Below are 4923 nucleotides of genomic sequence, written 5' to 3' on the forward strand. Positions count from 1 at the left end.
GCGCCCCGCGCCCGGCGGATCTCCATCCGTTCGTTTCCCGCGACGATTGCGAGGCTCGCGTGAGCACCCCCGCACCCCGATCCCACCGGCGGCCGCGCGTCCCCGCCGGCCCCGCGGCCCCGCCCCGCGAGCCGGTCGACCAAGCGAAGATCGGCCGCCGCTCGGTCCGACGGCGAGCCCGCGGCATGACCCACACGGAGGCGGCGGCCGCCCTCGAGGAAGCCGAGCTGCAGCAGCACATGGACCGCGACCGCGAGGACCTGGCCGGCGATGAGCGCGGCCCGGCCGAAGTCGCAGAGTGGACGCGCATCGTGCAGCTGCTCGCCACCGTCGGCGGCACATACGACCCGGACACCGACGCCGTGGTCCAGGACGAGCTCGCCGCCGACGCGGAACGCGAACGCGCGAAGCAGCTGGAGGACGACAAGCGCCGCCAGGAGGAGGAAGTCGAAGCCGTCCGTCGCGCCGCCCTCGCCCCCGACGTCCTGCGTCACGCCCTGCTGCGCACCCTCGCCCGCACCGGCCTGCTGGACTCCCTCAGCGAGGACGAGCAGGCTGTGGTCAACCGGCTGCCCGAGTCCGACCCCGCGGCCGCGCTCGCCGTCAACACACTGCTCGCCCGCGCCCACGAAGCCGGAGCCGGTCTGCGCCCGGGGACCGCGTCGTGACGGGCGACCCGGACACGGTCGTCGCCGTGTGGGTGGAGTCGACCTGGTGCGGCACCCGGTACGAGACGCTCACCGCCGACGGCCAGGTCCACGTCGACGGCCGGCCCCCGCTGGGCGAGCCGTGGTTCGAGGGCGACGACGACCCCGACTACAACCCCATCTGCTGGTGCCCGCGCACCCCGCAGCAGTTCTGTATGGAGTGCGCTACCTGCGCCGCCTGCGGCCAGTGCAGCGGCCCGCACGTCTGGCCACCGCTCAGGACCTGATCACCGAGGGCAGGCACCCTGTCACGCTCACCGAACGTAACGGGCCGCGCTGTCACACACCTCCAACCGTGCTGTCACGCCCGCCGGTTGGAGCGTGACAGCAGCCGCAAGAATGCCCACTAATGTCCGTTTCTTGGGGCGTGGATCGCGGCTGAGCCCCCTTCCGGGCCGGTTCTGCGTGACAGCGTGACGCGTGACAGTGCGGCTGGTCGGGCGGGCGCGGGTCATCACACTCCGCTTCCACCCTGGGTTTGTCTCACCGAAGTGCGACCGGTGCTCGGCAGGTCAGAAGCCCCGGATCGAGGCGTCGTGGTGGCCGCCGGAGACGGGCGTGTCCATGGGGTGCAGCCAGCGGAGCGGAACGGTGAGCGTGCCGACCCGGGGGAGCTCCACGGGTTCGCCCTCGGCATCGATCAGCATCCCGGTGACCTGGTAGCCGTGGCCGGGCGGCAGGCCGACGGCCTCCACCTGGTCCTCAGTGAGCTCCACCGTGACGTGGGTCGTGGAGACCATCCGCAGGCCCTGGGCGGTACGGGCCTCGGTGTCGACGTCCGTGACGGACAGCGGGAAGTACGTCCCGCGCAGCCAGCTCAGCGCCCACCAGGAGTCGCCCATCGTGTCCGGCTGGTACCGCCGGTACGGCAGCGCGAACGGCACCTCGCAGCGGTACGTCTGCCCCACCCTGACGTCCTTGGTGCGCATGCCTCCAGGGTGCGCCCCGTCGCCCGCGACGTCACGGGGCGCACCCGCTGCCGCAGGCCTCGCTCACCCGCACCCACCGCATCCCTGACCTGCGCAATCAAGCCAGGAGGGCCGCTTTGCCGCCAACCCCCGTCAACCCCGGCGCGGTCTTGGTCCTTTCGCGCTACACAAGAACACCGGAGTGAACGTGCGGTGTTCGCAGGGCAGTTGTGGACTTACGGGAGGTCCGGGCACGTGATCGTGACCATCAACGTGGCGGTGCTGCTCGCCATCATCGTCGTCGTGCGGCTGCGCCGCACCACGCATTCCCGGAGCCGGTTCGACGAGAAGATGACCGTGGTCCTCTGCGTCACGCTGGGGGTGCTGCTCGCGCCGACCGCGTTCGGGAAGTCGGTCCTGGACGTCGTCACCCAGCTCGCGGAAGGCCTGTCACAGGCCGGCCAATGACCCCGGCCTGACCCGTCCGACGGGACCCAGCCCGCCGTACGAACCTGGGTCCTTGGGTCCTGGGTCCGGCGTTTCCCCAGGCCGACCCACGACGCGCACCAGAGCTGGGTCCTGGGTCCAGCCGGGGGCCGCGGATCTGTGTCATCGGCGCCGATCTGTGTCATCGCCCCCCTGTTTTCCCAGGTCGTCGTGACCATCTGTGTCACTGTTCATCTGTGTCATCTGTGTCATCGGGCGGGTTTCGTCCGTACCGCAGACCGGTGCCGCGCCCCGGCGATACCGTGAGAACACACGCCAGATGACGCCCCGGGAGCCCTCGATGAGCCAGGAGACGGCCGCCGCGCCCGACCGCCAGCCGCTCGACGAATCCGCCGCCGAATCGGTCCGCAAGTACGCGGCCGACCAGCGCGCGCGGGTCGATGTCCTCGCCTCCGTGCTCGAGGACATCGCCGAACACGGCTACCCCTCGCCGGAGGCCGGCGTGCCGTGGGAGGTCGCCCGCGACGCCCACCTCGCCCGCCTTGCCGACGGGGAGCCCCGTGTCGCCTGAGCACGGCGCGCGGCGCTCCCGGGTCATCCTGGTGGAGCCCGCGCTCACCCAGCTGGCGAAGCTCACCGCATCCGAGACGCACCGCCTGGACCGCGCGATCGTCGCGATCAGCGTCAACCCGGAGCTCGGCACCGAGGTGCCCGGCACCCTGCTGCGCGACTACGTCGACGAGATCGACGGCGTACGCGTGATCTTCTATGTGACGGCCCTGGGGTCGATCACGATCGTCGCCTACGTTGAGGCGTAGGGCCTCCCGAGAACCCCGCAGCAGCGCCCCGGACTCCACCCTCGTCCGGGGCGCTGCTGCTTTCGCTGCCCGGTTGCAGCGACGGTTGCAGTGAGGCGTGCTGCTCGCTGCTGCTCACGAGCGGCTGGGGCACTACTGCTGCTGCTGGAGGGCGTTGACACTCGGGACCGGACGGGACCGGAGGCCAGGCGGCACAAGGGCGCTGCACGGGCAGCGGGCCCGTTGCTGCACACAGCAGCGCCGTGCAGCAAACGATCGTTTGGTTGCTGCACGGCGCTGCTGCTTGGGTCACTCTGCCGGGTCGGTGGCCCACCGTTCCAGGTCGCTCACCGGCTTGTTCAGCAGCGTGCGCCGACGGGACTGTGCGGTCGCCCGGCTCTCCAGGTGCATCGCCCTTGCCAGTTCGGCGTGCGAGATGTCCTTGGCCGTCGGCTGGCGCAAGGAGGCGTCCCGTACGGCCTCCAGCCGCTCCAGCAGGCCGGTGGTGCCGTCGATGGCGGCCGCGAGTTCGGCGGCGTTCGCGCGGCCCCTGCGCAGCAGCGCCAGGCCGTGCAACGCGGTGGCGAGCAGCGCGGCCAGCTGCTCGCCGTCGCAGCCGAGCACGGCGACGTCCTCGGCTGCGAGCGGGACCAGAAGCTGCTCCTGGTGGTCGTCGGGGCGCTCGGATTCGGTGGTCATCGGTGGCCTTCCCATCGGGCGGTGGCGGGTGCTGGGCGGGTTTCTAGAGCCAGTGGAAGGCGCGTCGGACGTCGCCCGCGGCCCCGGCGAGGTTGTCGGCGTGCAGCCGTTCGTCGAAGTCGTACGGATCGTCGACGGCTTCCATGACGCGCTCGGAGGCGGCGTCGAAGACGCTGGCGAACGCCTCGTGGACACCGGCGGCCTTGAGGGCCTGGACGATGTCGTCGTGGTCGGCGCCGCCGCGCCGAACGGCGTCGGCGAGCAGGTTGAGCGCGGCCGCCGCGGCCGGGGCGAGCACGGCCAGGTCCTCCCCGCCGGTGGAGGTGCCGGCGGTCCGTTCGGCCGACGTCTCGACACTGCTGATCCGGGCGAGGGCCTTCGACTGCTGCTCCATGGGGACTCCGATCTGGTGCGTGGATGCGAGGGGGAGGCTGTGGTGAGTGGGGCCGCCGGAGAGCGATGACATTCCGAGTCGACGGCCCTGGCGGCACGCGGGTGCGGCGCTGTCAGGCGGTCCGGGCGAGGTAGCCGGCGGCGGCGTCGACGAAGGTGTCGTGGGCGACCTTCGCGGCCTCGCGGGCGGCGGTCAGCTCCTGGGCGGTGGTGTACGCGTCGCGCATCGCGTAGGTCAGCGTGACCATGTGGTCGGCGGCGGCGCGCACGGCCTGGTCCTCGATGAGGACGCGCAGCGCGACCAGCGGGCGGGTGACGGCGGACCGGGTCATGTGGCTCTCGCCGCGCAGAGCCTCGATCCGCTGGGTGCCGGCCTCCTTGAGGACGGCGTCGCCTCGCATCCACATCGCCCGGCGGTGGTCGCTGATGGCACAGGCGAGGGCGGTGACGGCCTCCAGGCGGTCACGGCGGATTGCCTCACCGTGGCTGGCGCGGACGCCGCGTTCGGCGGCGCGCTCCTGGAAGCGGCCGGAGACGATCGCGCCCAGCAGGGTGGCGACGATGGCGAGGGCGGCGGTGACGAGGGTGGCTAACACGGCGGGTTCCTCCCATAGCTGTATGAACTTCAATACAGACTGTATGGAACTTCATACACCTAGGGAAGGGGGCCGCTCATGATTCTTTTCGCCCCACTCCTGACCTGGGCGTTTCCCGCCCGCGGGAACCGCGCGCCCCGATCCGACACCCGCTGCCCGCGCACGAAAACGGCGCCGCACCAGGTTGTCCCTGCGCGCGGGGACCTTTGTCCCTCCTGGCAGGGATCTCTGGTGTCGGCACCGACACCAGACACACGAACGGCGCCGCACCGTGAGGTGCAGCGCCGTAGTGCCGGCCCGGCCGGGCCGGGTGGCCGGGTCAGGAGACGGCTTTGAGGTTCTGGCGACGCTTGACGTCTTCCCGGCGCCGGCGCGT

General features: G+C 71.6%; 9 protein-coding genes. 5 read left to right on the forward strand and 4 right to left on the reverse strand.

The features are described from left to right. Positions 1 to 185 precede the first annotated feature (185 nt). Positions 186 to 668 carry a hypothetical protein gene (locus tag ACFVYK_RS20475; protein WP_389775823.1) on the forward strand — a complete coding sequence of 161 codons (483 nt, stop codon included), beginning with the start codon at positions 186 to 188 and terminating at the stop codon, positions 666 to 668. Beyond that, positions 665 to 934 carry a hypothetical protein gene (locus tag ACFVYK_RS20480; protein ID WP_389775825.1) on the forward strand — a complete coding sequence of 90 codons (270 nt, stop codon included), beginning with the start codon at positions 665 to 667 and terminating at the stop codon, positions 932 to 934. The genes ACFVYK_RS20475 and ACFVYK_RS20480 overlap by 4 nt, the downstream gene beginning before the upstream one ends. Positions 935 to 1219: 285 nt before the next feature. On the opposite strand, the gene ACFVYK_RS20485 is transcribed toward ACFVYK_RS20480, so the two are convergent. Continuing rightward, entirely contained in the window at positions 1220 to 1636 is a 417-nt protein-coding gene (locus ACFVYK_RS20485; protein WP_389775828.1) for a hypothetical protein, read from the reverse strand. Between the two features lie 234 nt (positions 1637 to 1870). Here ACFVYK_RS20485 and ACFVYK_RS20490 point away from each other — a divergent pair, with 234 nt between their 5' ends. The 3 genes from ACFVYK_RS20490 to ACFVYK_RS20500 all read left to right on the forward strand — a co-directional run bounded on the left by ACFVYK_RS20490 (position 1871) and on the right by ACFVYK_RS20500 (position 2880). Then, a complete protein-coding gene (locus tag ACFVYK_RS20490) occupies positions 1871 to 2083 on the forward strand; it encodes a hypothetical protein (protein WP_389775831.1) in 213 nt (70 codons plus the stop codon). A 319-nt stretch (positions 2084 to 2402) separates the two neighbouring features. Then, on the forward strand, positions 2403 to 2633 hold the full coding sequence (locus tag ACFVYK_RS20495) for a hypothetical protein (RefSeq protein ID WP_389775834.1): 231 nt from the start codon (positions 2403 to 2405) through the stop codon (positions 2631 to 2633). Beyond that, entirely contained in the window at positions 2623 to 2880 is a 258-nt protein-coding gene (locus tag ACFVYK_RS20500) for a hypothetical protein (RefSeq protein ID WP_256917452.1), read from the forward strand. The genes ACFVYK_RS20495 and ACFVYK_RS20500 overlap by 11 nt, the downstream gene beginning before the upstream one ends. A gap of 288 nt (positions 2881 to 3168) precedes the next feature. Here the strand turns inward: ACFVYK_RS20500 and ACFVYK_RS20505 are convergent, their stop codons facing one another. The 3 genes from ACFVYK_RS20505 to ACFVYK_RS20515 form a co-directional block, all read right to left on the reverse strand. Beyond that, entirely contained in the window at positions 3169 to 3558 is a 390-nt protein-coding gene (locus ACFVYK_RS20505; RefSeq protein ID WP_389775837.1) for a hypothetical protein, read from the reverse strand. A gap of 43 nt (positions 3559 to 3601) precedes the next feature. Further along, the gene (locus ACFVYK_RS20510; RefSeq protein WP_389775840.1) at positions 3602 to 3952 is read right to left on the reverse strand and encodes a hypothetical protein; all 351 of its coding nucleotides are present in this window, start codon (positions 3950 to 3952) and stop codon (positions 3602 to 3604) included. A gap of 112 nt (positions 3953 to 4064) precedes the next feature. Beyond that, a complete protein-coding gene (locus ACFVYK_RS20515) occupies positions 4065 to 4547 on the reverse strand; it encodes a hypothetical protein (protein ID WP_389775842.1) in 483 nt (160 codons plus the stop codon). Positions 4548 to 4923 lie beyond the last annotated feature (376 nt).

The sequence above is a fragment of the Streptomyces sp. NPDC058291 genome, assembly GCF_042880855.1.
In the GTDB taxonomy this organism is placed as follows: domain Bacteria; phylum Actinomycetota; class Actinomycetes; order Streptomycetales; family Streptomycetaceae; genus Streptomyces.

Excerpts from the sequence above, each read along its gene's own strand:
- ACFVYK_RS20475 (WP_389775823.1), top strand. The coding sequence starts at position 186 with ATGACCCACACGGAGGCGGCGGCCGCCCTCGAGGAAGCCGAGCTGCAG.
- ACFVYK_RS20485 (WP_389775828.1), bottom strand. The coding sequence starts at position 1,636 with ATGCGCACCAAGGACGTCAGGGTGGGGCAGACGTACCGCTGCGAGGTG.
- ACFVYK_RS20495 (WP_389775834.1), top strand. The coding sequence starts at position 2,403 with ATGAGCCAGGAGACGGCCGCCGCGCCCGACCGCCAGCCGCTCGACGAA.
- ACFVYK_RS20505 (WP_389775837.1), bottom strand. The coding sequence starts at position 3,558 with ATGACCACCGAATCCGAGCGCCCCGACGACCACCAGGAGCAGCTTCTG.
- ACFVYK_RS20510 (WP_389775840.1), bottom strand. The coding sequence starts at position 3,952 with ATGGAGCAGCAGTCGAAGGCCCTCGCCCGGATCAGCAGTGTCGAGACG.